The organism is Aureimonas mangrovi, from assembly GCF_014058705.1.
Classification (GTDB): Bacteria; Pseudomonadota; Alphaproteobacteria; order Rhizobiales; family Rhizobiaceae; genus Aureimonas; species Aureimonas mangrovi.
The window spans coordinates 1,545,093-1,570,343 of record NZ_CP059692.1; the positions used below are offsets into that span (position 1 = coordinate 1,545,093).

Sequence of the window (25,251 nt, forward strand, 5' to 3'; positions counted from 1 at the left end):
CTGCAGTTATCCGAGCCGGGAAACATCGGCCGGATCGACAGGACCGGAAGCATTTCCGGAACAACAGGCAGAGGTTTCGACCATGAGCTCGCTGACCAGCACTCTTCCGCACCGTCCCGAATGGGCGAGCGTTCCCATCCGCGTCGACCCGGCCTTCGCCGATCGTCGCCAGGTCTTCGAGATGATGGACGGCGAGGAGGTCGTCGGCTACCGCATTGACCATCGCGGCGCCGTCGTGCGCCGTCGTCTCGCCCACAGCGGCGTGCCCGTCTCGATCGCCCTGCCGGCGAACGCCTTCAAGGGTGTCGCCGCCCGCGCGATGGAGGATGGCGAGGGCAAGGTGACGGTCACGCTGGAACTGCACCACGAGAACCCCAAGCTCTGCGTGCCGCTTCTGGTCGCGAGCGATCTCTTCGACGTCGCCGCCGACTGGCGCGGCTGGTCGGAGCTCTTCGGGCTGGCCATGCTGATGGTGGAGGCGGACGGCTCCGTCGTACCGCTTGAGGAGACGCTCGGCCGCGTTCGCACCGCCGATCCGATGCCGCGGCGGCGCGCGGTGCCGAAGAACCGCCGCCCGCGCTTCCTCGCGCGCCGTAAGCCGGGCGGCCTTGGCATGCGCCTTTGCGTCAGCGGCGAAGAGATCATCGCCCGTTCCTGACCTCTCGCTTCAATAGTGGGTCGGGAAGGAGAGCATCCAGAGCGATGAGACGATCAGCCCGAGGAAGATGATCCAGCCGAAGAGGTTGTTCGACTTGAAGAGGGCGAGGCACTGCTCGGCATCGTCGATGTCGAGCGACCAGATCTGCCAGATCATCTGGCCTGCGCCGATCGCCAGTGCCGCGTAGGCGGGCCATGCGGGCCCGCCGCTCGTCCCGCCGGTGAGCTGGTAGGCGAGTGCGAAGCACAGGATCGTGCCGAGATAGAGGATTGCGAGCGCGGGCTTGGTGCGCTCGCCGAAAAGGCGGGCGGTGGAGCGCACGCCCACCAGCGCATCGTCCTCCCGATCCTGATGCGCGTAGATCGTGTCGTAGCCCACGGTCCAAAGCACCGCGCCGACATAGAGCGCGAAGGGCGCCCAGCCGAGCGTGCCCCAGTATCCCGCCCATCCCATCAGCGCGCCCCAGGAGAAGGCGAGGCCGAGGCCGACCTGCGGCCAGTCCGTCACGCGTTTCAGGAACGGATAGATCGCAACCGTGGCCAGGGAGGCGATGCCGAGCCCGATGGCGAAGAGGTTGAACTGGACGAGCACCGCGAGGCCCACGAGCGACTGGGCGACGAGGAAGAGCTTGGCGTTCAGCCGCGTCACCCGGCCCGAGGGCAAAGGGCGGGAGCGCGTGCGCGTCACGCGCCCGTCGATCTCGTGATCCACGAGGTCATTGTATGTGCAGCCCGCTCCGCGCATGGCGATGGCGCCGATGACGAAGAGGAGAAGGTGCCAGAAATTCGGCAGGCCGGTGTGGACGGCCGAGGCCGCCGCCCATTGCGGCGCGAGTGCCGCCGACCACCAGCACGGCCATAGGAGAAGCTGCCAGCCGATCGGCCGGTCCCAGCGCGCCAGCTGCGCATAGGGCCAAAGGGCGCGCGGCAAGGCGCGGTAGACCCAATTCTGCGACGGCGCGTCGACCACGCGCTCGCCGGATGCGACCGTGCGGTCGTGCCAGTTCTGCATGGGTGCTGAGAAAGGCCGGAAAGCGGCGCGCGTCAAGCCGTTTCCTCGCCGAGTCCACGCTTGACCGGCAAGGCGGGCGCCTCGTAACTGCGCGCACTCGATCGAGCATCACGAAGCGGACCTCTTCCCATGACCAACGTCCTCCTGATCGGCGCCGGTGGGCGCGAACATGCGCTGGCCTGGAAGTTGAAGCGCTCGCCCTCGATCGGCCGCCTGTTCGCCGCGCCCGGCAATCCCGGGATTGCAGAGGAGGCGGAGATCGCCGCGCTGGACATCGCGGACGGCGCGGCCGTCGTCGCCTTCTGCCGGCAGAACGCCGTCGATTTCGTTGTGGTGGGCCCCGAGAAGCCGCTTGTGGACGGGCTTGTGGACGAGCTTTTGGCGGCCGGGATCGCGGCGTTCGGCCCGAGCGCCGCTGCTGCACGGCTGGAGGGCTCGAAAGCGTTCACCAAGGCGCTTTGCGACGTCAAATCGATCCCGACTGCCCGCTATGCGCGCTTCGATGACCTTGCCGCGGCGCGCGCCTATGTCGAGAGGCAAGGCGCGCCGATCGTCGTGAAGGCGGACGGGCTCGCGGCGGGCAAGGGCGTGACGGTCGCCGCGAGCGTCGACGAGGCGCTGGCCGCGCTGGAGGATTGCCTCGCCGAGCCGGGCTCAAGCGTCGTCGTCGAGGAATGCCTTGAAGGGCCTGAAGCAAGCCTCTTCTGTCTGTGCGACGGCCGCACCGCGATCGCCTTCGGCACGGCTGAGGACCACAAGCGCGCCTTCGACGGCGACAAGGGCCCGAACACCGGCGGCATGGGCGCCTATTCGCCGTCCGGCCTGATGGACGAGGCGCTGGTGGAGCGCGCGATGGCCGAAATCGTGCGCCCGACGCTGGAGGGCATGGCCGAGGCGGGAACGCCCTTCAAGGGCGTGCTTTACGCCGGACTGATGCTTACCGTCGAGGGGCCGAAGCTCATTGAATACAATGTCCGCTTCGGCGACCCGGAGTGTCAGGTTTTGATGATGCGCCTTGAGGACGACATCCTGCCGATCCTGATGGCCACCGCTTCGGGCGGTCTCGCCGACGTGTCGCCGCGCTGGCGCGACGAGGCGGCAGTGACCGTGGTGATGGCGAGCCCCGGCTACCCTGGAGCGCACAGGCGCGGGACCGTGATCGCCGCGCTGCCGCCCGAGAGCGATACCGTGAAAGTGTTCCACGCCGGCACGACGCTGGAGGGCGATGTCCTGACCGCGACAGGCGGCCGCGTCCTCAACGTCTCCGCGATCGGCACGGATGTCGGAAAGGCAGCGGATGCGGCCTACGAAGCCGTCGCGCAGGTCGACTGGCCCGAAGCCATGTGGCGCACGGACATCGCGCATCGCGCGCGCTGATCGGCGACGAACCCGAAAGGCATCTTCACGAAACGGCTGGATTTTTTCGGGGCGTTCTTACGTTAACGGTAAAGCCGAAGACGGGAGAGCCACCATGTCGTTCCGCAAGGAAAAGCTGACCAAGCCTATCTATCGCTGGGCCAAGGGCGTCCTGCCCTCGATCTCGGAGACCGAGGCGAAGGCGATCGACGCGGGAACGGTCTGGTGGGACGGCGAGCTGTTCTCCGGCTCGCCGGATTGGGACAAGCTCCTGGCGATGCCGCCGGCCAAGCTGACGCCGGAAGAGCAGGCCTTCCTCGACGGACCGGTCGAGGATCTGTGCGCGATGATCGACGACTGGAAGATCGCGCACGAAGACCATGACCTCCCGCCGCAGGTGTGGGCCTTCCTGAAGGAGAAGAAGTTCTTCGGGATGATCATACCGAAGGAGTATGGCGGGCTCGGCTTCTCCAACACCGCTCATTCGGAGGTCGTGCGCAAAGTCTCCTCCGCCAGCGTAGCGGCCGGCGTCACCGTCATGGTGCCCAACTCGCTCGGACCGGGCGAACTGATGTTGCATTTCGGCACGCAGGAGCAGCGGGACTATTGGCTGCCCCGCCTTGCGGACGGGCGCGAAATTCCGTGCTTCGGCCTGACCTCGCCTGAGGCGGGCTCGGATGCGGCCGCGATGATCGATACGGGCATCGTCGAGCATGGCGAGTTCGAGGGCGAGCGTGTCCTCGGCATCCGGCTGAATTTCGAGAAGCGCTACATCACGCTCGGGCCCGTCGCCACCGTGATGGGCCTCGCCTTCAAGATGCGAGACCCGGACAACCATCTCGGGCGGGGCGAGGATCTCGGCATCACCGTGGCGCTGATCCCGGTCGACACGGCGGGCGTCACGACGGGTGACCGACACGTTCCGCTCTCCACCTACTTCCAGAACGGCCCCCTCCACGGGTGCGACGTCTTCGTGCCGATGTCCTCGATCCTCGGCGGCGAGGAGCAGATCGGCGAGGGATGGACGATGCTGATGACGGCGCTCGCTGCGGGGCGCGGCATCTCTCTGCCTTCGCAGTCGGCGGCAGCCTGCGCGATGGCCGCGCGCGTCTCCGGCGCCTATGCCCGCGTGCGCACGCAGTTCAACCTGCCCATCGGCATGTTCGAGGGCATCCAGGAGCCTCTCGCCGAGATCGCGGCCAACGCTTATCAGGTGGATGCGGCCCGTCGGTTGACCGTCGCGGCGCTCGACGAAGGGCATCGCCCGTCCGTCGTCTCGGCGATCATGAAGTACAACGCCACGACGCGGATGCGCGAGACGATCACACTTGCGATGGACATCCACGGCGGGAAGGGCATCATCGACGGGCCGAAGAACTATCTCGGCGCGCAGTACAAGTCCGTGCCGATCGGCATCACGGTCGAGGGCGCCAACATCCTCACCCGTTCGCTGATGATCTTCGGGCAGGGGGCGATCCGCGCGCATCCCTTCATGCTGAAGGAGATGAAGGCGCTCACCGAGGAGGACCGCGAGAAGGGCCTCGATGCATTCGATACCCATTTCTGGGCCCATGTCGGTCATTCGGCGAAGAACGCGGGGCGCGCCTGGCTGCGCGGGTGGACAGGTGGGCTTGCCGGCCCCGCACCGCACAAGGCGGCCTTCACCAGCCACTGGCGCCAGCTTTCGCGCTTCTCGGCTGCATTCGCGCTTCTCTCCGACCTTGCGCTCCTGACTCTCGGCGGCGCTCTCAAGCGCCGGGAGATGATCTCCGCGCGGCTCGGCGACATCCTCTCCGAGATGTATTTGCTCGCCGCGACGCTGAAACGCTTCGAGGTCGAGGGGCGGCCGGAGGTCGATCGACCGATCGTTGAGTATCTGATGATCCGCGGGTCCAACCGCATCGGCGCGGCCTTCGAGGGCGTGCTGCAGAACCTGCCGGCGCGCTGGGCTTCGGTCGTCACCCGCCTGATCGCTTTCCCGCTCGGCGTGCCTAACCGGGCCATGGCCGACGAACTGGTCACGGAAGTCGCGGGGATCCTGATGCGCCCGGCCGCACAGCGCGACCGCCTCACGCCGGACCTCTACCTCGGCACCCGCCATGAGGAGCACCCGATCCGCGACCTGGAAGCCGCCTTCGACCTCGTGACGCGCGCCGCACCGGCCGCCAAGAAAATGCGCGAAGCGAAGTTGCGCGATCGCGACAAGGCGCTGGAGGGCAAGATCATCACGGCCGAGGACGCGGCGCTTCTGGCCGAAGCGGAAGCCGCCGTGGCCAGAGTGGTCGCCGTCGACGCCTTCCCGGCCGAGGACGTCTCTCCGCTTGCCGCTCAGCATCGCCGCGACAAGGAGCCTGCCCGGAGTGAAACGCGCGCGGAGGCCGCCGAATGAGCCGCCCTGTCTATATCGTCGACGGCGCTCGCACGCCCTTCATCAAAGCGCGCGGCAAGCCGGGGCCCTTCAGCCCGGTCGACCTCGCGGTCCAGTGCGGGCGCCCGCTGCTTCTGCGGCAGGACTTCTCGCCCGAGTTGGTGGACCTTGTGATCCTCGGCTGCGTCAACGTCGTTGCCGACGAGATGAACCCGGCGCGCGTTGCGGCTCTGCGCCTCGGCCTGCGACCCGAGATCTCGGCCTTCACGGTGCAGATCAACTGCGGCTCCGGCATGCAGTCGATCGACACCGGCTTCCGGGCCATCGAGGACGGCACTGCCGAGATTGTTCTAGCAGGCGGGACGGAAGCGCTCAGTCACTCGCCGCTGGTCCTGCGCCGCGGCGCCGTCGAGTGGTTCGCGCGGCTGAACGGCGCGCGCTCGGCGACCGATCGGCTGAAGGCCGCGGCGAGTTGGCGGCCTGATTTCCTCAAGCCCGTGATCGGGCTGGAGCGCGGGCTGACCGACCCGATCACCGATCTCAACATGGGCCAGACGGCGGAGAAGATCGCGCACCTCTTCGACGTCTCGCGCGAAGAGGGCGATGCCTACGCGGTGGAAAGCCATCGGCGTCTGGCGAGCGCACAGGCGGAAGGGCGGCTTGCCGGCGAACTCCTGCCGGCTTTCGCGCGCGACGGGCAGGTCTTTGACCACGATGACGGCGTGCGGCCTGACTCAAGCATCGAATCACTGTCCCGGCTCAAGCCGGTGTTCGAAAAGCCTTATGGGCGGGTGACGGCGGGCAATGCCTCGCAGATCACCGACGGCGCGTCGTGGACGATCCTCGCCTCCGAAGCCGCCGTCGAACAGCATGGGCTGACGCCGCTCGCGCGGATCGTGGATTCGCACTGGGCGGGCCTCGACCCTTCGATCATGGGGCTTGGCCCGGTCGTCTCGATGATGCCGATCCTCCAGCGCCGCGCAATCTCGCTCGACGAGATCGATCTGTTCGAGCTCAACGAGGCTTTCGCGGTGCAGGTGCTCTCCTGCCTCCGTGCGCTCGAGGACGAGACCGTCTGCCGCGAGGTTCTCGGGCTGGACGGGCCAGCCGGCACGATCCCTCATGACAAGCTGAACGTCGACGGCGGCGCCATCGCTCTCGGCCATCCGGTCGGAACGAGCGGCAACCGCATTACCCTGCATCTGGCGAACGCCATGCGTGCGCGGGGCGTCAAACGGGGCATCGCAACCGAGTGCATCGGCGGCGGGCTCGGCGGCGCCATGCTTCTGGAGGCCGCATGACCATGATGGACGACGCGCGAAACCCATCCCTCGACGGAGATCGCCCGATGCGCTCCATGCTGGACGCCCTTTCTGACCGCGTCATCGAACTGGGCGCTGCGGCGACTGCCGAGCCCGAAGGCAACTGGCGCTATGGCGTCGACGCCTCAGACGTCGCCTGGCTGGTGCTCGACCGGCCGGGCAAGGGCGTCAACACGATCGACCGCAGCGTGCTGGAAGAGCTCGACGGGCTCCTGGCGCGCCTCGAGGCGGCGCGACCGAAGGCAGTCGTGCTGCGCTCTGCCAAGCGTGCGGGTTTTGCGGCGGGCGCCGACATCAACCAGTTCGTCGGCGCGTCGACGATCGAGATCGCAGCGATGCTGCGCGAGGGGCACGGCGTTCTCGACCGGCTCGCGGCGCTTCCGATGCCGGCGATCGCGGTGATCCACGGGCATTGCCTCGGCGGCGGGCTCGAACTCGCGCTCGCCTGCCGACACCGCATCGCCGTGCCGGGCGCGAGCCTTGGTTTTCCCGAAGTGATGCTCGGCCTGCATCCGGGCCTTGGCGGCACGTTCCGCGCCACCGAGATCGCCGATCCTGTCGAGGCGATGACGATGATGCTCACGGGCAAGACCGTGCGCGATCGCAAGGCGAAGGCGATCGGCCTCGTCGACGAGATCGTGGAAGAGCGTCATGTCGCTGCCGCCGTTCGCTCCGGCTCGCTGCGTTCGGCCGGCGGCGGGCTCAAGGCCAAGGCCTTCGCGCTTCGCCCCGCCCGGGCTTATGCCGCCAGCCAGATGCGCCGCAGCGCCGAGGAGAAGGCGCCGAAGCGGCACTACCCCGCGCCCTACCGCCTGATCGACAGTTGGGAGGCCCATGGCGGCAACGCGAAGGCGATGCGCGAGGCGGAGATGAAGAGCTTCGCCGAACTGGTGGAGACGGACACGGCACGCAATCTCGTGCGCGTGTTCTTCCTGCGCGAGGCAATGCGTGGCCTGCGTGAGGGCTCCTCGGCCATCTCGCATGTCCACGTCATCGGCGCCGGCGCGATGGGCGGCGACATTGCGGCCTGGGCGGCGCGCGAAGGCTTCCGCGTGACGCTCGCCGACATCGCCCCAGCCTCTATCGGGGGCGCGATGAAGCGTGCGACGGCCATGCTCGAGGCGACGCTCAAGGACCCGTTGAAGGTGCGCGACGCGCTCGACCGGTTGATGCCGGACCTCGATGGCAACGGCGTGCGCCATGCTGATCTCGTGATCGAGGCCGCGCCCGAGAAGCTCGACCTCAAGCGCCGCCTCTATGCAGAAGTGGAGTCGAAACTGAAGGTTGGCGCGCTTCTTTCGACCAACACTTCGGCGCTCCCGCTGGAGCAGCTCGCTGAAGGGCTGAAAGACCCGTCGCGCTTCGTCGGCCTTCACTTCTTCAATCCCGTCTCGCGCATGCAGCTCGTCGAGATCGTGCGGCACGAGAAGACGGGCAGCGAGACGCTGCGGCGGGCCACGGCCTTCGCGGTCGAGCTTTCGCGCCTGCCGGCGCCCGTCACCTCCGCGCCGGGCTTTCTCGTGAACCGTGCGTTGACGCCATACATGGCCGAGGCGCTGATCATGGTCGACGAGGGTATTCCGAAGGAGCGGATCGACGCGGTGGCCGAAGAGTTCGGCATGCCGATGGGGCCGGTGGAACTCACCGATCAGGTCGGGCTCGACATCGCGCTCGATGTCTCGTCCTCGTTGCGCGAGCGGCTGGACCGGCCGTTCCCCGAGACGCCGGAATGGCTGGTGCGCATGGTCGAGCAGGGCCGGCTCGGCCGCAAGACCGGCGGCGGCCTCTACGACTACGAGGACGGCAAGCCGAAGAAGGCCAAGGTGGAGCCGGCCGGCGAGAGTTCGCCCTCCGACGCAGACATCCTCGACCGCCTGCTCCTTCCGATGCTCGACGCACTGGTCTCGAGCCTTCGAGAGGGCGTTGTCGCCGACGAGAAGATCGCCGACGGCGCGATGATCTTCGGCACGGGCTTTGCGCCCTTCCGTGGCGGACCGCTCCACTACGCTCGCCAGCGCGGCATCGGAAAGATTGTCGACCGGATGCGGACGCTGGAGGCGAAGCATGGGCCGCGCTTCCGCCCGGACGATGGCTGGCACGCGCTGGGCGATTCGGCCGAGGGCGACGATCGCCGGCCGCAGGAGCAAGCGCCGGCTGTTACCGTCGATTGACGTTTACGTACGGTGGCGATAGCCCTCGTTCAGAGTTCGGGGAGGAACATGCATGTACAAGGCACCCGTCGGTGAGATCGGCTTTGCGCTGAACAAGGTCGCGGGGCTCGAGGCCGCGATCGAGCAGGGGCTGCACGGCGAACTGACGCCTGACCTCGTCGATGCCATCCTTGAGGAGGCCGGGCGCTTCTCGGCGGAGGAGATCGCCCCGCTCGCCGCCATTGGTGACACGCAAGGGGCGCGGCGCGAGAACGGCACGGTGCGCACGCCGGACGGATGGCCGGCGCTTTACACGCGCTGGCGCGAGGCCGGCTGGAACGCGCTGACCGGCCCCGAAGATCACGGCGGGCAGGGCCTGCCCACCGCGCTTTCGGCGGCGGTCACGGAGATGTGGAACGGCGCCTCTATGGCTTTCGCCATCGGCCCGACGCTGACGATCGGTGCGGTCGACGCGCTGGAGAAGCACGGCAGCGAGTATCTCCGGAAGACCTATCTGGACAAGCTCGTCTCGGGCGAGTGGATGGGAACGATGAACCTGACGGAGCCGCAGGCGGGGTCGGATCTTTCAGGCCTGCGCACGCGCGCCGAACGCCGCGACGACGGCACCTACCGGATCTTCGGCCAGAAGATCTTCATCACCTATGGCGACCACGACTGGACGGAGAACATCGTTCACCTCGTCCTCGCGCGGCTTCCGGATGCGCCTGCCGGCGTTAAGGGCATTTCGCTTTTCCTCGTGCCGAAGTTCCTCGTCGAGGGCGACGGCACGCTCGGGCCGCGCAACGACGTTCTGTGCCACTCGATCGAGCACAAGCTCGGCATCCACGGTTCGCCGACCTGCACGATGATCTACGGAGACGGTGCCGGCGAGACGGGAGAGGCGGGTGCGATCGGCTGGCTGGTCGGCGAGGAGAACAAGGGCCTCGCCTGCATGTTCACGATGATGAACTCGGCGCGGCTCTATGTCGGCCTGCAGGGGCTCGGCGTCGCGGAAGCTGCGTTCCAGAAGGCCTTGGCCTACGCGCAGGAGCGCCGCCAGGGCCGTTCGACGCTGCTCGCGAAGTCTCCTGAACCCTCGCAGGGCGCTTCGCCCATCGTGGAGCATCCGGACGTCGCGCGCATGCTCTTGACGATGAAGGCGCTGACAAGCTCGGCCCGCGCTATCGCCTATGCCTGCGGCCACGCGATCGATCTCGGACGCATCCACGAGGGAGATGAGGCGCGGCGCTGGCAGGAGCGGGCCAGCCTTCTCACCCCGCTCGCCAAGGCCTTTCCGACCGATGTCGGCGTGGAAGTCGCATCCCTCGGCGTGCAGGTCCACGGCGGCATGGGCTTCATCGAGGAGACGGGGGCCGCGCGCCTCCTGCGGGACGCACGCATCGCGCCGATCTACGAGGGCACCAACGGCATCCAGGCGATTGACCTCGTTACCCGCAAGCTGCCGCTTTCGGGCGGCGCCGCGGTCGCTGCCTATATCGACGAGCTCGCCGCGGTGGTGAACGATCTTCGCGGCTCGAACCGCGATGGCCTCGGCATGACCGCCGACCGGCTCGCCGACGCCCTCGACGATCTGCGCGAGACGACGGACTTCCTCCTTGCCGCTCTCAAGGATGGTCGTACCGATGAGGCGCTTTCGGGCGCTACCGCCTATCTGCGTCTCTTCTCGCTGACGGCCGGTGCCTCCTATCTCGCACGCGGCGCGCTGATCGACAGCGATGGCGAGGCCCGCATGGCGCTCGCACGCTTCGCGGCGGAGAACCTCCTGCCTGAGGTCGGCGCCCTCAAGCGGCAGGTGCTGGAGGGCGCGGCCTCGCTGGAAGCTGCGCGCGCCGCACTGAACTGAGCGTGAGAGGGGGAATATGACCGACACGATCAAGACCGCGATCGCTGATGGCGTGATGACCATCGCGCTCGACCGGCCGGAGAAGAAGAACGCGCTCGACCAGGCCATGTATGGCAAGCTCGTCTCAGCTTTCGAGGAAGCCGCGTGCGAGGACGCTGTGCGGGTCGTCCTCGTCAAGGGCGTGCCGGGTTCGTTCAGCGCGGGCAACGACATCAAGGACTTCGTGACGCGCGCCTCGGGGGGCGACGCCGGAGAGGAAACGGCCCGGTTCCTGCGCATCCTCGCCGGCTTCAGGAAACCGCTCGTTGCCGCCGTCGACGGGCTCGCGATCGGCATCGGCACGACCATGCTGATGCATTTCGACCTCGTCTATTCGAGCCCGGCTTCGCTCTTCCGCACGCCCTTCCTCGACCTTGGGCTGGTGCCCGAGGCCGGTTCCAGCCTGATCGCGCCGCGCCTGATGGGGCACACGCAGGCCTTCGCCCTGCTCGTGGCGGGCGAGCCTTTCAATGCCGAACGCGCCACGCGGGCCAACATCGTGACCGAGATCGTCGCGGCCGATGCGCTCGAAGCCCATGCTCTGAAGGCCGCGGCGTCGCTGGCGGCGAAGCCGCCGGAAGCGCTCCGCATCGCTCGCGCGCTGGTGCGCGGCGACGAGGCGGGCATTCTGGAGCGGATCGAAGTCGAGATTCGACATTTCGCCGAGCGCCTGCGTTCGACGGAAGCGCGCGAGGCCTTCACCGCCTTCATGAACCGCAGTCGCTAGCGCGAGAAGAGCGCCACAGCCTCGACATGGTGCGACCAGAGGAACTGGTCGATCGGCGTCACCGAGAGGAGGGCGTAGCCGCCTTCGATGAGGATCGCCGCGTCGCGCGCGAGTGTCGTCGGATTGCAGGAAACCGCCGCGACCCGCTTCACCTTCGAGGCTGCAAGCTCGCGGGCCTGCGCCTCCGCGCCCGCGCGAGGCGGGTCGAAGACGACCGCATCGAAGCGCGCCAGTTCCTTCGCGGTCATCGGGCGGCGGAAGAGGTCGCGGCGTTCGCTCGTTACCGGCTTCAGGCCCGGTGCGCCGCGACGTGCTTTATCGAGTGCCGCAAGGGCCGGCGCCTCGCCCTCGACCCCGTGAACGGCCGTGTGCCGCGCGAGACGCAGCGTGAACGTGCCGACGCCGCAGAAGAGATCGGCGGCTGCCTTGGCGTCTTCGAGATGCGTCTCCACCAGAGTCGCCATCTGCGCCTCGGCTCCCGTGACAGCCTGCAGAAAGGCGCCGGGCGGTGGTTCCACGACGATGCCACCGAGATCGACGACCGGCCGGCGCGATTCAACCAGCACCTCGCCGCCCACCGTCAGCCGCGCGAGACCGGCCTCGAGCGCCATCGTCAGAGCAGACTGACGCAATGCGTGGGTCAGGCGCGCGGCGTCTTCGGCGGCGATGTCGAGCCCGGCCGGGCCGGCGAAGACCGTCAGCCGCAGTGGGCGCTTGCGGTCGATCAGTGTCGCGGCGAGCCTGCGAAGCAGAGGCAACGCCTTCTCGATCGCCGGGACGGCGACGAGGCAGGTCTTCAGATCCTCAATGCGGTGGCTCTGCGCCTGATGGAAGCCGAGGAGGACGCGCGGCCCGGCGCGAACGGCCGTGAACACAGCCCTCCGGCGGGTTCCGGGCGCGCAGGGGACTAGGGGCGCCACCTCGGTCTTGATGCCTGCCCGCCGGAAGGCCTCCGCGACGAGCTCGCGCTTGAAGGCGCGGTAGAGTTCGTCCGAGGCGTGTTGAAGGTCGCAGCCGCCGCAGGCGCCGAAATGCGGGCAGGGGGGCTCCCTGCGTTCGGCCGAAGGTTGGACGATGCGCAGGGGGCGGGCGCGCGCGCCCCGGCGTTCGACCTCGACCGTCTCTCCGGGAAGCGCGAAGGGCACGTAAAGCGGGCCCGGCGCGATGCCGTCGCCCTTTGCGCCGAGCGCCTCGATCTGGACCGTTTCGCTCATGTTTTTCTTGCGCCCATCAGGAATTCGCGGTTGCCGTCGCCGCCGTCGATCGGGGAGGGGACGAGGCCGATCGAACGCCAGCCCGGCACCGTATCGAACCAGTCCCGCACGCCCTCGGCCACGGTCTCGGCCGATCCTGGATCGCGCAGAAGGCCGCCCTTGCCGATGGCTTCGCGACCCGCCTCGAACTGCGGCTTGACCAGAAAGAGGCCGAGCGCGCCGGGTTCGGCGAGATCGAGAGCCGGCGGCAAGGCGAGGCGCAGCGAGATGAAGGACACGTCGGCGACGACCATCGTGATCGCACGGGCGTCCAGATCATCCCGCACCATTTCGCGTGCGTTCAGGCCTTCTCGCAGCGTCACGCGCGGATCACCGGCGATCAGTGGATGCATCTGCCCGTGGCCGACATCCACCGCCACGACATGCGGGGCGCCGCGCCCGAGCAGCACCTGCGTGAAGCCTCCCGTCGAGGCACCGATGTCGAGAGCCTCGCGCCCCGCCGGGTCGAACCCGAAGGCGTCGAGCCCTGCAATGAGCTTCAACGCGGCGCGCGAGACGTAGTCGCCGACCGGGTCGTCCACAGTGATCGCAGCATCGACCGCCACGCTCTGGGACGGCTTTCGCGCCGGCTCGCCATCGACGCGCACATGGCCGCGCAGAATGGCGTCGCGCGCCCGCGCCCGCGACGGAAAGATGCCACGCTCTGCCAGGAACTCGTCGAGGCGTTGTCTGGAAGCGGCGTTCACGCCTTCATGACGCGCTGAGCGCCCGGCCCGAGCGCGCGGAAGACAGCGTCCACGATGCCCGCCTTGTCGAGCCCGGACTGGCGGATCATCGCCTCCGGTGCCGCGTGATCGACGAAGCTGTCCGGCATGGTCAGCGGGCGTACCTTGATGCCGGTGTCCAGGAGGCCGGTGCGCGCCATGTGCTCGAGCACATGGGCCGCGAAACCTCCGGCAGCGCCCTCTTCGAGCAGGATCAGCACCTCGTGGTCACGCGCCAGTCGCGCGACAAGCTCGGCATCGAGCGGCTTGGCGAAGCGCGCGTCGGCGACCGTGGTCGAAAGGCCGAAGCCTTCGAGTTCCTCGGCGGCGAGGACGGCATCGGTCAGCCGCGAGCCGAAGGACAGGATTGCGACCTTCGAGCCCTCGCGCACGATCCGACCCCTGCCGATCGGCAGGATCTCGCCACGCTCCGGCATCTCGACGCCCGTGCCGTTGCCGCGCGGGTAGCGGAAGGAGATCGGGCCGTCGTCATAGGCGGCAGCCGTGCGTACCATGTGGCGCAGTTCGGCCTCGTCGCTGGCGGCCATCACCACCATGTCCGGCAACGCGGCGAGGAAGCCCGTATCGAAAGAGCCGGCGTGAGTCGGCCCATCCGCGCCGACGAAGCCGGCACGATCGATCGCGAAGCGCACCGGCAGGTGCTGGATTGCGACGTCGTGGACGATCTGGTCGTAGGCGCGTTGCAGGAAGGTGGAGTAGATGGCGCAGAAGGGCTTGTAGCCCTCCGAGGCGAGGCCCGCCGCGAAGGTGACGGCGTGCTGTTCGGCGATGCCGACATCGAAGGTGCGCGTCGGGAAGGCTTCGCCGAAGAGATCGAGGCCGGTGCCGTTCGGCATCGCCGCATTGATCGCGACGATCTTCTCGTCGGCCTCTGCCTCCTGGATGAGGCTTTGCGCGAAGACCTTCGTGTAGCTCGGCGCATTCGCCTTGGCTTTCGCCTGCGTGCCCGTCACGACATCGAATTTGGAGACGCCGTGATACTTGTCCGCGCTCGCCTCGGCTGGCGGATACCCTTTGCCCTTCTTTGTCACGACATGGACGAGGATAGGGCCTTCCTTGGCGTCGCGGACGTTCTTGAGCACGGGAAGGAGATGGTCGAGGTCGTGACCGTCGATTGGCCCGACATAGTAGAAGCCGAGTTCCTCGAACATCGTGCCGCCGGTGAAGAATCCGCGTGTGAACTCCTCGGTCTTGCGCGCGCCCTCGCGCATGAACTCCGGCAGCTTCTTGGAGATGGCCTTAGCGCGGTGGCGCAGAGAGCGGTACGCCTTGCCGGAGACGAGCCGTGCCAAATAGGCGCTCATTGCCCCCGTCGGCGGGGCGATCGACATGTCGTTGTCGTTGAGGATGACGACGAGACGGGCGTCGAGCGCGCCGGCGTTGTTCATCGCCTCGTAGGCCATGCCGGCCGACATCGCCCCATCGCCGATGACGGCAACGACGTTGTTTTTCGCGCCGGCCAGATCCCGCGCGACCGCCATGCCGAGGCCGGCGGAGATCGAAGTGGACGAGTGCCCCGCACCGAACGGGTCGTATTCGCTCTCCTTGCGCTTGGCAAAGCCCGACAGGCCGCCCTCCTGGCGCACGGTGCGCATGCCTTCGCGGCGCCCGGTGAGGATCTTGTGCGGGTACGCCTGATGGCCGACGTCCCAGATCAGGCGGTCGTTCGGCGTGTCGAACACATAGTGGAGCGCGACTGTGAGCTCGACGACGCCGAGGCCGGCGCCCAGATGCCCGCCGGTGCGCGAGACCGCGTCGATCAGGTCCGACCGCAACTCGTCTGCGAACTGGCGCAGGTCGGTTTCGGGCAGCGCCCGAAGGTCTGCCGGCACACGAACCTTGTCGAGCAGCGGGGTGTCGTTGGTCTGCGTCACAGGCTCACGCGCCTTCCATTTTCGTCTTACGCTCCACGAGCATGCATTCGCGTCAAACGCGGTGCGATCCCTGGAACCCTTGTAAATCGCGGAACGTGCCTTTCCTTCAAGGGGAAAGGCGGCAGGCGGGACGTTTTGTCAGGCCGGGTCGAGCGGTTCAGTGCCGTCGGTCTTGCCGGCGCGGGAGGCCTTGATCTTCTCCACCTTGTCTTCAGCGGCGTTCAGAAGCCGGTCGCAATGCGTCTTCAGCTTCTCCCCGCGTTCGAAGATGCGAATCGACTGTTCGAGCGGAACGTCGCCGCGTTCGAGATTGGAGACGATGCCTTCCAGCGCCGCCAGCGCCTCCTCGAAGCTCATGCGGCGGATGTCGGAATCGTCGTTCGGGACGGCGGGGTTCGGATCGGACATGCATCACCAGATAGAGAGAAAGATCGGCTCAGCCAACGATCAGGCGTTCGACATGCCTAGCGACGCTCCTGCCGAGCGCGTCGAGATCGTAGCCGCCTTCCAAGATCGACACGAGCCGCCCGTCGCAATGGCGATAGGCGGCGTCGAGAAGTTGGGCTGTCGCCCAGTCGAAATCGTGCTCCGTCAGCTTGAGGCCGGCGAGCGGATCGCGCCAGTGTGCGTCGAAACCGGCCGAGACGATAAGGAGATCGGGGTGAAAGGCCTCCACGGCCGGCAGGATCACGGATCTGAAGGCGTCTCGGAATTCGTCGCTGCCCTCACCTTCGCGGAGCGGGGCGTTGAAGATGTTGCCGGCGCCGGTCTCGCTTTTCGCGCCCGTGCCCGGATAGAGCGGCATCTGGTGGGTGGAGGCGTAGAGGACAGACGGATCGGACCGGAAGATGTCCTGCGTGCCGTTGCCGTGATGGACATCCCAGTCAATGATCGCGACGCGCGAGAGGCCGTGCGCGCTCTGCGCGTGGCGCGCCGCGATGGCGGCCTGATTGAACAGGCAGAAGCCCATGGCCGTCGCGCGTTCGGCATGGTGACCCGGCGGGCGGGCGGCGACGAAGACATTGTCCGCGCGCTTCTCCACCACGTCGTCGACGCCCGCGCAGGCCGCGCCAACGGCCAGAAGCGCTGCGGTGAAGCTCTTCGGGCTGACGATCGTGTCGCTCTCGATCCGCGCCAGACCCTCCGTCGGGATCACGCGCGCGAGCTGGCGCACATAGTCGTGCGGGTGACAGAGAAGCACCTGCTCGGTCGTGCCCTCGGGAGCCTCGGCGCGGTCGAGATGCTGGAAGGGCTCGGCTTCGAGCACCGCCTCCACCGCGGCCATGCGCTCCGGTCGCTCGGGATGGTCCGGCCCGGTCAGATGCTCGGCGAAAAGGGAATGCCGGTAGAGCCGCGTCGTCATGCGCGTTCCGCTTCGCCCTTCACTCACCCCTCCCGGTCTGACCACGGTGGCGAAGATAGTGGTCCGCAATCGCGCAGGCCACCATCGCCTCGCCGATCGGCACCGCCCGGATGCCGACGCATGGATCGTGGCGCCCCTTGGTCATGACATCGACCTCCTGCCCGTCGGTATCGATCGACCGACGCGGTGTCAGGATCGAGGAGGTTGGTTTCACGGCAAAGCGCGCGACCACCGGCTGACCGGTCGAGATGCCGCCGAGAACGCCGCCGGCATGGTTGGACAGGAAGACCGGCCGGCCGTCCTCGCCCATGCGTATCTCGTCGGCGTTCTCTTCACCCGACAGTTCGGCGGTGAGGAAGCCGTCTCCGATCTCGACACCCTTCACGGCATTGATCGACATGAGGTTGCCGGCGATATCCTGATCGAGCTTGCCGTAAAGCGGCGCGCCGAGCCCGGCGGGCACGCCCTCGGCGACGATCTCGATCACCGCGCCGATGGAGGAGCCGCGCTTGCGTACTTCGTCGAGGAGTGTCGCCCAGCGTTCTGCGGCCGCGCGATCCGGGCAGAAGAACGGATTGTCGTCCACTGCGTCCCAGTCGAACTTCGCGCGATCGATCCTGTCCGAGCCGACCTGGACGAGCGCGCCCCGCACGGTGAGGCCTGGCACGATGAGCCTTGCGATCGCCCCCGCGGCAACGCGTGTCGCCGTCTCGCGGGCGGAGGAACGCCCGCCGCCGCGATGGTCGCGCAGGCCGTACTTCATGTCGTAGGCGATATCGGCGTGGCCCGGCCGGTAGCTCTGCGCAATGTTGGCGTAGTCCTTGGAGCGCTGGTCGACGTTGCGGATTTCCATCGCGATCGGCGTTCCGGTGGCCACCAACTCGCCGGGGCGCTCGCCTTCGACGACTCCGGACAGGATCGCGACCTCGTCCGGCTCGCGCCGCTGCGTCGTGTAACGCGACTGGCCGGGGCGACGGCGGTCGAGAAACGCCTGCACGTCCTCGCGCGTGAAGCGCAGTCCCGGTGGCGTCCCGTCAACCACGCAGCCGATCGCCGGCCCGTGACTTTCGCCCCAGGTGGTGACGCGGAAGAGATGGCCGAAGCTGTTGTGGGACATGGGGTTCCAGGGCTTGGGGAGGCACGGCGCGAACGGGCGGGATTTAGAGGGGCCGGGCCATGCGGTCAAATATCGCGGCACTCACGCGTCGCGGCGTCAAACGGCCACATTCGCGCGAAAGCTTCACGCAAGGCCGGCTGCGGCGTCGAGACGAGGAGGAACCTGACATGACCGGGCGTATCGTAGGTCTCTTCGGCAGTTCCGTTCTCGCGATATCGCTGTGCGTTCCCGCGCTCGCACAGGAGACGACCGGCGTCGTCGCGGCGGTGGATGTCGGTGCCCGGACCATCGCACTCAACGACGGCACGCTTTATCTGGCTCCTGACCACATTGCCCTCGGCAACGTCTCGCCCGGCATGGAAGTGTATCTGATCTTCACGAGCTGAGGATCAGACCCACTCGGCGATGCCGTCTTCCCAACGCAGGACACGGTTCTGGAAGACGCGCGCATGGGCCGCATCCGCCGGATCGACACTGCCATAGGTGTTCAGAAAGGCACGCGTGATCCCGCCGTGGGCGACGACGATGGCCGGGCCTTTCAACCCCTGGAAGACAGGGATGCAGCGCTCCACCAGCATCCGGTAGCTCTCGGCCGCGTCGCCCGAAGGCCGGAAGTTCCACTTGTCGGCGTCGCGCTCCGCGACGATGCCCGGCCAGCGCGCCTCGATCTCGGCGAGCGTCATGCCCTGCCAGTCACCGAAATTGAGCTCCATCAGCCGCTCGTCGGTCCTGAAGCCGTCCTCCGGGAGCCCGGCCTCGCGGCGCAGGATGCGCATCGTTTCCTGCGTGCGGTTCATCGGGCTGGCGACGAAGTCCCACCCGTCCAGAGCCTCGCCCAGTGTCTCGCGCAGGAAGGCGCCGTTTCGCGCGGCCTGCGAGCGGCCGTGGTCGTTCAGCGGAATGTCGCGCTGCCCCTGGATGCGCCCTTCGGCGTTCCAGTCGGTCTGGCCGTGGCGGCACAGGAACAGGCGAGGCAGGGCGGCCGGATCGGCAGGCACGGCGAGCGGCACGGGCGCGCTCAGTCCTTGACGACGGAGATGTCGGGTGCGTCCACGGCTTTCATGCCGACCGTGTGGTAGCCCGAATCGACGTGGTGGACTTCGCCGGTGACGGCGGTCGACATGTCCGAGAGAAGATAGAGCGAAGACTGCCCGACCTCGTCGATCGTCACCGTACGCTTGAGCGGAGAGTTGTACTCGTTCCACTTCAAAATGTAGCGGAAGTCGCCGATGCCGGAGGCGGCCAGCGTCTTGATCGGTCCGGCCGAGACAGCGTTGACGCGGATGGCCTTCTTGCCGAGATCGACTGCCAGATAGCGCACGGACGCTTCGAGGGCGGCCTTTGCGACGCCCATGACGTTGTAGTGCGGCATCACCTTCTCGGCGCCGTAATAGGTGAGCGTCAGCATGGAGCCGCCCTCGCTCATCAGCTTCTCGGCGCGCTGAGCAACGGCGGTGAACGAATAGACCGAGATCAGCATCGTCTTGGTGAAGTTCGCTTCGCTCGTATCCACGTAGCGGCCGGTCAGCTCGTCCTTGTCGGAGAAGCCGATGGCGTGGACGAGAAAGTCGATCTTGCCCCACTTCTCGCGCAGCGTGTCGAAGACGGCGTCGATCGTGGCCGCGTCGCCGACGTCGCAATGGCCGGCCAGCGTGGCGCCGAGTTCGGCAGCCAGAGGCTCGACGCGCTTCTTCAAGGCATCGCCCTGATAGGTGAGCGCGATCTCCGCGCCCTCGTCGGCGAGCGCCTTGGCGATGCCCCAGGCGATCGAACGGTTGTTCGCCACACCCATGATCAGCCCACGCTTGCCCGCCATCAGGCCGCTCGTCCGTGCCATGGGTGCTCCTTCCGCCTGCCTCTTTTCAGTGCGGGGCGGTATGGCATAGGCATCAGAAGCCAGCAAGCCGAGGCGCGATCACGCATCTCGCTGCTTTGTTGCGCTCAGACGGCGCCCGACTCGCGACGGGCACGCAGGAAATCGGCAAGGCTCTCGTCGGGTTCGGCCGGAAGCGCGATCTTGAGCGAGACGAGAAGGTCACCGCGTCCGCCGCCCTTCTTCGTCAGCCCCTTGCCCTTCAGCCGAAGAACGCGACCACTCGTCCAGGGGGCGATCTTGGTGGCGATGCGCCCGTCCAGCGTCTCGACCTCGACTCGCCCGCCCAATACGGCGTCCTCCAGCGAGACCGGCTGATCGAGGTGAAGATCACGGCCCTCGACGCGGAAACGCGGGTGCTCTGCGAAAGCGATCGTCACCAGTGCGTCGCCCGCGGGCGAGTCGGGGAAGGGCGCCGGCTGGCCCTGGCCCCGTAGGCGAATGGTCTGCCCGTCCTCGACGCCGTCCGGCAGCTTGATCGCGAGGCGCTTGCCGTTCGGAAAGATCGCCTCGACCTTCTTGTTGGAAACGACGTCTTCCAGGGCGACCTTGAGCGTCGCCTTGATGTCCTCACCTTTCACAGGCGCATTGCGCGCCGCCGTGAAGCCGGAGCGCCCGCTGCGCGCGCCAGCTGCGGAGAAGGCCTGCTCGAAGAAGTCGGCAAAGCCGCCCCCGCCCATATCTGCGCCGGCCGCTGAGCGGAAGTCGAACCCGCGCGTTCGCGCACCGCCGCCGAACGGGCTCGCACCCCCGCTGGCGCTGCCGCCGAAGCCGCCGAAACCTTGGAACTTCGGCTTGCCCTCGCCGTCGATCTCGCCACGGTCGAACTGTCCGCGTTTCTCCTTGTCGCCAAGAATCTCGTAGGCCTGGTTAGCCTCGTTGAAGCGCGCGGCCGCGTTGGCATCATCGGCGTTCGCGTCCGGATGATACTTCTTGGCCAGCTTCCGGAAAGCGGATTTGATCTCGGCGTCTGTGGCCGACTTGGCAACGCCGAGGACGGCGTAGGGATCACGCATGGCGTCTGTTGGGTCCTTCGATGAAGCGGAACAGGGCAATTGTCGCGCTTCTATATGGTCCGCGTCGGGGCCCTATTGAAGAGCCGTCCGAACGTCAGTCGCCCTCGGCGAAGCTCGTGAGCGTCCATTCGCCGTCGCCGGTCGTGCAGGTCTCGCCCCTGAAAAGGGCGATTCCATCGAAGCGTTGGCGTGATGTCTTGAAGGTGCGGCAGATGTTCTTGCCGCTGCGCGCCTCGACGATGGAGGTGATCATGCCGCTCGCCCCCGTATCGGCGTTCGCCCAGGCCAGCGGCGCGCCTTCCGCCCGGCCGAGATCGGCGGCCGAGACGGCGTTGCGCACGGTGCGGCTGTCTGAGACTTCCTCGCGGTTCGGCATGGGGACGGCCGGAGCATTGATCGAGCCCGTCACGATGGAGCGATCGACCATCTCCTCCATTGCTTCGCCGCTCATGACTGTGCAGCCAGCGCCGGAGGCGGCTGCGACGAGGACGAGGAGGGTTCGGAGCATCTCCGACATCAAGTTCGCTCTCTTTGCCGGAGGTGGCGGGGCGGCTATGAAGGCTTCCGTCTGAAGAGGAAAGACGAAAATGGCCGGGCAATCGCTAAAATTGGATGAAACCGACGAACCGATGGCGTTCTTTGCGGGCTGGCTCGCCGAGGCCGAGGCGTCGGAGCCGAATGACCCCAACGCGATGGCGCTCGCGACGGTCGATCCGAGCGGCCTGCCAGATGTGCGCATGGTGCTTCTGAAGGGACACGATGCGCGGGGCTTCGTCTTCTACACCAATTTCGAGAGCGTGAAGGGTGCCGAGATCCTCGCAAGCGGCAAGGTCGCGTTGTGCCTGCATTGGAAGTCGCTGCGCCGGCAGGTGCGCGCGCGCGGGCCCGTCGAACAGGTGACGCCGGCGGAGGCCGACGCCTATTTCGCCTCCCGCCATCCGGCGAGCCGCCGAGGGGCCTGGGCCTCGCAGCAATCGCGGCCGCTCGATTCGCGCCAGACGCTGGAGGGAAGGCTTGCCGAAATACAGACGCTGTACCCCGACGACGATGCGATTCCGCGCCCGCCGCACTGGTCGGGATTTCGCATCGTGCCGAGCGAGATCGAGTTCTGGCAGGACGGCGCGCACCGACTGCACGACCGTTTCCGCTTTACGCGCGGCGAGGCGGCGCAGCCCTGGAAGGTGCAGCGGCTCTATCCGTGAGCGTCAGGTCTGCGTGCCGCCGACGGTGATCGCGTCCATGCGCAGATGCGGCTGGCCAACGCCGACCGGCACGCCCTGGCCAGCCTTGCCGCAGGTTCCGATGCCGGTGTCGAGTGCAAGGTCGTTGCCGATCATCGAGACGCGATGCATCGCGTCCGGCCCGTTGCCGATGAGCATGGCGCCTTTCACCGGCTCCGAGACGATGCCGTTGCGGATGCGATAGGCCTCGGTGCAGGCGAAAACGAACTTGCCGCTGGTGATGTCGACCTGCCCCCCGCCGAAGGACACGGCATAGAGCCCGTCCTTCACCGAGGCGATGATTTCCTCGGGCGTCTTGTCACCGGCCAGCATCATCGTGTTGGTCATGCGCGGCATCGGGACATGCGCGTAGGATTCGCGGCGGCCGTTGCCGGTCGGCGCCATGCCCATGAGCCGGGCGTTCTGCCGATCCTGCATGTAGCCGACGAGCTTGCCGTCCTCGATCAGCACGGTGCGGTTGGTCGGCGTGCCCTCGTCGTCGACGCTGAGCGAGCCTCTGCGTTCGGAGATGGTTCCGTCGTCGACGACCGTTACGCCGCGGGCTGCCACCTGCTGATTCATCAGCCCCGCGAAGGCGGATGTCTTCTTACGGTTGAAATCGCCCTCTAGGCCGTGGCCGACGGCCTCGTGCAGCATGACACCGGGCCAGCCGGCACCGAGAACGATGTCGAACGCGCCTGCGGGTGCGGGCACCGCGCGCAGGTTCACCTTAGCCTGCCGCAACGCCTCGTCGGCGACAGTGCGCCAATTCGCTTCCGCCATGAACTCGCCGAAGCCGCGACGCCCGCCGATGCCGTGCGTGCCGGTCTCCTGCCGGTCTCCCTCGCCGGCGACGACGGACACGTTGAGGCGCATGAGCGGGCGCACGTCGCGAACGAGGCGGCCATCGGCCCGCAGGATCTCGGCCACCTGCCATTGGGCCGCGATCGAGACGGTCACCTGCCGTACCGCTTCGTCGGCGCCGCGCAGGTAGCTGTCGATCGACTGCAAAAGCCTGACCTTCTCCTCGAACGAGGGGGAGGGGATGGGGTTTTCGTCGCCGTAGAGGCGATGGTTGGTGCCGGCCGGCGCGGGTGCGAGGACGCCCGAACGCCCGGTGCGCACGGCCGAGACGGCGTCGGCGGCGCGGGCAAGGGCTGCTTGGCTCATCTCGCCGGAATGGGCGTAACCGACGGCTTCGCCGGCGACGGCGCGCAGGCCGAAGCCCGAATCAGTGGAGAAATTCCCGGCCTTCAGGCGGCCATTATCGAAGACGAGCGATTCCTGCTCGCGATACTCGATGAAGAGCTCCCCGTCATCGGCGCCAGCCAGCGCATCGCCGAGGATGCGCTCCACCGCCGCCTGGGAGACGTCGAAGCGTTCGATGAGCGAGCCGGCCATGTCGCGCGTGTCCTTATCGTCGAAATGTCAGCGACGAGATAGGCACGCGAGCCGCGCTTGTCACTTACGGAAGCGCGGCGAACCCGTCCGCGAAGCCGTCGAGATCGACCGGGATGCCGATGCCCTGCTCAGGCGTCTGGAAAACGATGAAGGTCGCCGAGTCGCCGTCGGACAAGGTCTGCCGCAGCCCGTCCTCCAGAATGACCTCGGCGTAGCAACCGTCCTCGAAGCAGCGCACGAACTGCGCCCGGCCGATGTCCGTGCCGTCGACATACAGACCGAGGCCGTTGGGCAGGAGAATGCCGAGCGGGGCGAGGACGCGCAGGATCTGCGCCTGGCCGTCCGCCGTCTTCAGGGCGAGCACGGACAGCCCCACCTCCGGCCTGTCTTCCGCAACAACGTTCTGCAGAAGCGCGCACTGTTCGCCGGAGGCGCCGGCGGGCTCGTCGCAGACGACGGACCAGGCGCCATGCTGGGAGCGCACCTCGCCGGTCAGCGCCGATTGCGCGTGAGCGGGGAGGGTGCCGGCGGCGCCGAGAGCGGCGAGGGCCGCAAGGTGGAGAAGGGGCAGTCTCATGGCAGGCGAATCCGTAACACGATCGTGGCGATCTTCCGGCGGCATGGCAAACAAATCGTTACCGCGCCAGCGCTGTTCATATCGGACCCGCTCCGTTCATGTTCGTGCGTCATCGTTTCGCGCTTCCGCGCGAGAGGCGCGCGGCGTATGACGGAAGGGTCCGCACAGCGCGCGAAGGACGGGAGGCGAGCGCGCTCATCATGTTGCGAACGGGCGGGTTTCGTGGTTGAAGCGGCCGAACGTACATTGGCGGCATTCTAAACGCGGACGGCTCTTGCGAGCGTCCGCTTCGGACGGACGGGGGCGTTCGTCGCCACTGGCAAGATGATCCTCACGGGGAGAGCATTCGTGAAAAGACCGATCCTCGCAGCCGCGACGCTTCTGGCTCCGACGCTTCTGGCATCGATGCCCGGCGCCAGCGCGCAGGAGAGCACGGACCTGTTGCCGGGCCAGCCGCATCCCTGGCAGCTCGGGCTGCAGGAGCCAATGGGCGGCATGAAGGCCCAGATCGACTGGTTCTCGAACTACACGCTCTGGTTCATCATCCCGATCACCATCTTCGTCGCGCTGCTGCTGGCCTGGTGCATCATCCGCTACCGCGAGAAGGCCAACCCGACGCCCTCGCGCACCAGCCACAACACGACGATCGAGGTGGTCTGGACGCTCGCGCCGGTGCTGATCCTCCTGGCGCTGGCCATTCCGTCCTTCCAGCTCCTGACCGCGCAGTACAATCCCCCGCGAGAGCCCGAACTGACCGTGAAGGCGACGGGTTACCAGTGGTACTGGGGTTACGAGTATCAGCCGGCCGAGACGGACGCCGCCGCCGAGGGTGGTGCGGCGGAAGAGGCGGGCGCGGCCGCGGAGCCGGTGTCGTTCCTCTCGTATATGCTGAACGATGCCGACCGTGAGGGTGCTGCCAAGCAGGACACCAACCTCTACCCGCACCTCCTCGCCGTCGACAACGAGATGGTCGTGCCGGTGAACACGGTGGTGCGCCTTCTGACCACGGCGGGTGACGTGATCCACTCCTTCGCGCTGCCCTCGCTCGGCGTGAAGGTGGATTCGATCCCCGGCCGGATCAACGAGTACTGGTTCGAGGCCAACCGCGAAGGGATCTTCTACGGCCAGTGCTCCGAGCTTTGCGGGCGCGACCACGCCTTCATGCCGATCGCCGTCAGGGTTGTGAGCCAGGAGCAGTTCGACAACTGGCTGGCGGCCGCCGCTGGCGGTGTCGAGGCGGCGAACGAACAGCTCAACGCCGAGATCGAAGCCGCGGGCGAAGTCGTCGCAGCGCGCTGAACCTTTTTAGAATATCC

General features: G+C 67.4%; 23 protein-coding genes. 10 read left to right on the forward strand and 13 right to left on the reverse strand.

Features of this window, described 5'->3' with window-relative positions:
- The first annotated feature begins 82 nt into the window (after positions 1 to 82).
- Complete coding sequence (locus tag H1343_RS07160; RefSeq protein ID WP_425484638.1) at positions 83 to 658, forward strand: DUF6101 family protein; 576 nt, start codon at positions 83 to 85, stop codon at positions 656 to 658.
- Between the two features lie 9 nt (positions 659 to 667).
- Here H1343_RS07160 and ubiA read toward each other — a convergent pair whose 3' ends face one another.
- Positions 668 to 1,669, reverse strand: a complete 1,002-nt coding sequence (gene ubiA, locus H1343_RS07165; RefSeq protein WP_185985541.1) for a 4-hydroxybenzoate octaprenyltransferase — start codon at positions 1,667 to 1,669, stop codon at positions 668 to 670.
- A gap of 129 nt (positions 1,670 to 1,798) precedes the next feature.
- Here ubiA and purD point away from each other — a divergent pair, with 129 nt between their 5' ends.
- The 6 genes from purD to H1343_RS07195 all read left to right on the forward strand — a co-directional run bounded on the left by purD (position 1,799) and on the right by H1343_RS07195 (position 11,495).
- A complete protein-coding gene (gene purD / locus H1343_RS07170; RefSeq protein WP_185985203.1) occupies positions 1,799 to 3,046 on the forward strand; it encodes a phosphoribosylamine--glycine ligase in 1,248 nt (415 codons plus the stop codon).
- A 94-nt stretch (positions 3,047 to 3,140) separates the two neighbouring features.
- On the forward strand, positions 3,141 to 5,414 hold the full coding sequence (locus tag H1343_RS07175) for an acyl-CoA dehydrogenase (RefSeq protein ID WP_185985204.1): 2,274 nt from the start codon (positions 3,141 to 3,143) through the stop codon (positions 5,412 to 5,414).
- Positions 5,411 to 6,694: an acetyl-CoA C-acetyltransferase gene (locus tag H1343_RS07180; protein WP_185985205.1), complete on the forward strand. Its 1,284-nt coding sequence runs from the start codon at positions 5,411 to 5,413 to the stop codon at positions 6,692 to 6,694. The genes H1343_RS07175 and H1343_RS07180 overlap by 4 nt, the downstream gene beginning before the upstream one ends.
- The gene (locus H1343_RS07185; RefSeq protein ID WP_425484639.1) at positions 6,691 to 8,886 is read left to right on the forward strand and encodes a 3-hydroxyacyl-CoA dehydrogenase NAD-binding domain-containing protein; all 2,196 of its coding nucleotides are present in this window, start codon (positions 6,691 to 6,693) and stop codon (positions 8,884 to 8,886) included. Before H1343_RS07180 ends, H1343_RS07185 begins: the two co-directional genes overlap by 4 nt.
- A 52-nt stretch (positions 8,887 to 8,938) precedes the next feature.
- Positions 8,939 to 10,729, forward strand: coding sequence for an acyl-CoA dehydrogenase family protein (locus H1343_RS07190; protein WP_185985206.1), 1,791 nt, complete (start codon positions 8,939 to 8,941; stop codon positions 10,727 to 10,729).
- A 16-nt stretch (positions 10,730 to 10,745) separates the two neighbouring features.
- Positions 10,746 to 11,495 (forward strand): crotonase/enoyl-CoA hydratase family protein, encoded by a 750-nt coding sequence (locus H1343_RS07195; RefSeq protein ID WP_185985207.1) that lies wholly within the window; start codon positions 10,746 to 10,748, stop codon positions 11,493 to 11,495.
- Here the strand turns inward: H1343_RS07195 and H1343_RS07200 are convergent.
- The 6 genes from H1343_RS07200 to aroC form a co-directional block, all read right to left on the reverse strand.
- Positions 11,492 to 12,709: a class I SAM-dependent RNA methyltransferase gene (locus tag H1343_RS07200; protein WP_185985208.1), complete on the reverse strand. Its 1,218-nt coding sequence runs from the start codon at positions 12,707 to 12,709 to the stop codon at positions 11,492 to 11,494. The genes H1343_RS07195 and H1343_RS07200 overlap by 4 nt on opposite strands.
- Positions 12,706 to 13,455, reverse strand: a complete 750-nt coding sequence (locus H1343_RS07205; protein WP_185985209.1) for a TlyA family RNA methyltransferase — start codon at positions 13,453 to 13,455, stop codon at positions 12,706 to 12,708. The genes H1343_RS07200 and H1343_RS07205 overlap by 4 nt, the downstream gene beginning before the upstream one ends.
- Positions 13,452 to 15,368 carry a 1-deoxy-D-xylulose-5-phosphate synthase gene (gene dxs, locus H1343_RS07210; RefSeq protein WP_185985210.1) on the reverse strand — a complete coding sequence of 639 codons (1,917 nt, stop codon included), beginning with the start codon at positions 15,366 to 15,368 and terminating at the stop codon, positions 13,452 to 13,454. The genes H1343_RS07205 and dxs overlap by 4 nt, the downstream gene beginning before the upstream one ends.
- Positions 15,369 to 15,506: 138 nt before the next feature.
- A complete protein-coding gene (locus H1343_RS07215; RefSeq protein WP_185985211.1) occupies positions 15,507 to 15,776 on the reverse strand; it encodes an exodeoxyribonuclease VII small subunit in 270 nt (89 codons plus the stop codon).
- Positions 15,777 to 15,804: 28 nt separating this feature from the next.
- On the reverse strand, positions 15,805 to 16,731 hold the full coding sequence (locus tag H1343_RS07220) for a histone deacetylase family protein (RefSeq protein ID WP_185985212.1): 927 nt from the start codon (positions 16,729 to 16,731) through the stop codon (positions 15,805 to 15,807).
- A 19-nt stretch (positions 16,732 to 16,750) separates the two neighbouring features.
- Positions 16,751 to 17,848, reverse strand: a complete 1,098-nt coding sequence (gene aroC / locus H1343_RS07225) for a chorismate synthase (protein WP_185985213.1) — start codon at positions 17,846 to 17,848, stop codon at positions 16,751 to 16,753.
- 167 nt (positions 17,849 to 18,015) lie between these two features.
- Between aroC and H1343_RS07230 the strand changes: the two genes are divergently transcribed.
- Positions 18,016 to 18,234, forward strand: a complete 219-nt coding sequence (locus H1343_RS07230) for a DUF1344 domain-containing protein (RefSeq protein WP_185985214.1) — start codon at positions 18,016 to 18,018, stop codon at positions 18,232 to 18,234.
- Positions 18,235 to 18,237: 3 nt separating this feature from the next.
- On the opposite strand, the gene H1343_RS07235 is transcribed toward H1343_RS07230, so the two are convergent.
- The 4 genes from H1343_RS07235 to H1343_RS07250 form a co-directional block, all read right to left on the reverse strand.
- Positions 18,238 to 18,858: a histidine phosphatase family protein gene (locus tag H1343_RS07235; protein ID WP_246333441.1), complete on the reverse strand. Its 621-nt coding sequence runs from the start codon at positions 18,856 to 18,858 to the stop codon at positions 18,238 to 18,240.
- 8 nt (positions 18,859 to 18,866) lie between these two features.
- Positions 18,867 to 19,685, reverse strand: coding sequence for an enoyl-ACP reductase FabI (gene fabI / locus H1343_RS07240; RefSeq protein WP_185985215.1), 819 nt, complete (start codon positions 19,683 to 19,685; stop codon positions 18,867 to 18,869).
- A 104-nt stretch (positions 19,686 to 19,789) separates the two neighbouring features.
- Positions 19,790 to 20,737 (reverse strand): DnaJ C-terminal domain-containing protein, encoded by a 948-nt coding sequence (locus H1343_RS07245; protein ID WP_185985216.1) that lies wholly within the window; start codon positions 20,735 to 20,737, stop codon positions 19,790 to 19,792.
- 94 nt (positions 20,738 to 20,831) lie between these two features.
- Positions 20,832 to 21,254: an RT0821/Lpp0805 family surface protein gene (locus H1343_RS07250; protein WP_185985217.1), complete on the reverse strand. Its 423-nt coding sequence runs from the start codon at positions 21,252 to 21,254 to the stop codon at positions 20,832 to 20,834.
- A 70-nt stretch (positions 21,255 to 21,324) separates the two neighbouring features.
- Here H1343_RS07250 and pdxH point away from each other — a divergent pair, with 70 nt between their 5' ends.
- Positions 21,325 to 21,939 carry a pyridoxamine 5'-phosphate oxidase gene (gene pdxH / locus H1343_RS07255; RefSeq protein ID WP_185985218.1) on the forward strand — a complete coding sequence of 205 codons (615 nt, stop codon included), beginning with the start codon at positions 21,325 to 21,327 and terminating at the stop codon, positions 21,937 to 21,939.
- 3 nt (positions 21,940 to 21,942) lie between these two features.
- Here the strand turns inward: pdxH and tldD are convergent, their stop codons facing one another.
- Both tldD and H1343_RS07265 read right to left on the reverse strand, forming a co-directional pair.
- On the reverse strand, positions 21,943 to 23,358 hold the full coding sequence (gene tldD / locus H1343_RS07260; RefSeq protein ID WP_185985219.1) for a metalloprotease TldD: 1,416 nt from the start codon (positions 23,356 to 23,358) through the stop codon (positions 21,943 to 21,945).
- Between the two features lie 64 nt (positions 23,359 to 23,422).
- Positions 23,423 to 23,935: an invasion associated locus B family protein gene (locus H1343_RS07265; RefSeq protein ID WP_185985220.1), complete on the reverse strand. Its 513-nt coding sequence runs from the start codon at positions 23,933 to 23,935 to the stop codon at positions 23,423 to 23,425.
- A gap of 405 nt (positions 23,936 to 24,340) precedes the next feature.
- Between H1343_RS07265 and coxB the strand changes: the two genes are divergently transcribed.
- On the forward strand, positions 24,341 to 25,234 hold the full coding sequence (gene coxB, locus H1343_RS07270) for a cytochrome c oxidase subunit II (RefSeq protein WP_185985544.1): 894 nt from the start codon (positions 24,341 to 24,343) through the stop codon (positions 25,232 to 25,234).
- The last annotated feature ends 17 nt before the right edge of the window (positions 25,235 to 25,251 follow it).